The 1058-nt window shown below is 45.4% G+C and carries 1 protein-coding gene and 1 pseudogene; both read left to right on the top strand.

Annotation, left to right across the window (positions count from 1 at the left end):
- Positions 1–356: pseudogene (hisB, locus tag Q0257_RS03240) on the top strand (imidazoleglycerol-phosphate dehydratase); the annotation flags it as partial.
- Positions 357–621: 265 nt separating this feature from the next.
- The gene (locus Q0257_RS03235) at positions 622–1023 is read left to right on the top strand and encodes a hypothetical protein (RefSeq protein ID WP_298021476.1); all 402 of its coding nucleotides are present in this window, start codon (positions 622–624) and stop codon (positions 1021–1023) included.
- Positions 1024–1058 lie beyond the last annotated feature (35 nt).

Genomic DNA, 1058 nt, shown 5'->3' with positions numbered 1-1058 from the left:
CGATCAAAGAGGTGATCTATCCCGCGCAAAACATCGAGCGCTTCGGCGATAGCGTCGTGGTGATGGACGAGGCGGCGGTTTCTGCGGCGCTTGATTTTTCCAACCGCGCGTTTTTGGTATTTAATTGCCCGAGCCTGAAGCGCGGCAAGATCGGCGAATTCGACGCCGAGCTTGTGGAGGAGTTTTTCCGCGCTTTGGCTTTCAACGCAAATTTCACGCTACACATAAGCCAAATTCGCGGCGAAAATCTGCATCACGTAGCAGAAGCCGCGTTTAAGGCGTTTGCCGTGGCATTTCGTCGCGCGATAAGTATCAACGAGCGCGCCGGCGTGCCTAGCACGAAGGGCGTTTTATAGCGGCAAATGCGCGCTAAATTTAGCAACATTAGCAATTCGCGGTTTTGAAATTTTATCGGCGTTTAAATTTTGCTCTTGCCGCTGCTTGAAATTTGCAAAATTTCGCTTTTGCTCGGGCGAGGATCGCCGCTTTATTAAGAGTTTGCTTTAGGCACATTTGCGCTTGCGCTCTTGCTTGACGGGCGCGTAAATTTAATCGGCGCGCTAAAATGCCGCTTTGTACATTAAAAATTTAAAGGTAAAAATGAATATTTTCGGATCGCTTATGGAGATTTTAAATGTGCTGTTTTTGATCTGCTTTGTTTGGCTCATCGCGTGTTTGATTAAATTTATCAGATCAAAAGATGAGCCGGGGCGCCATAAAAGAGATAAAAAATTTCTAATTATTTCGACGGTTGCGTTTTTGTGTACTTTCGCTCCGCTGGTATACTTTGAGTGGCTGCCGGATCTATTCATCTCGATCTCGGTTTTGATCGCGCTGCCGATAATTTCGTTTATTTTCCTCATCGTGTATTTGGTAAAATTTATTAAATCTGCTCAAAGCGCGCCCGAGCAGCGCAGAAAGATTAGAAATCTTCTAATCCTCTCCGCGTTTTTATTCATAATCTTTTCAGCCGCCCTAATAGGCTTTTTATGGCTGCTTAACAGCGCGCTTGCGCATATGTGAGACACAAAATGAGCGATGAAATTTTTCAAAAAACG

The organism is uncultured Campylobacter sp. (genome assembly GCF_938018035.1).
Taxonomy (GTDB): domain Bacteria; phylum Campylobacterota; class Campylobacteria; order Campylobacterales; family Campylobacteraceae; genus Campylobacter_B.
The sequence above is the reverse complement of the archived record's forward strand: the minus strand, read 5'-3'. Positions and strand labels throughout refer to the sequence as shown.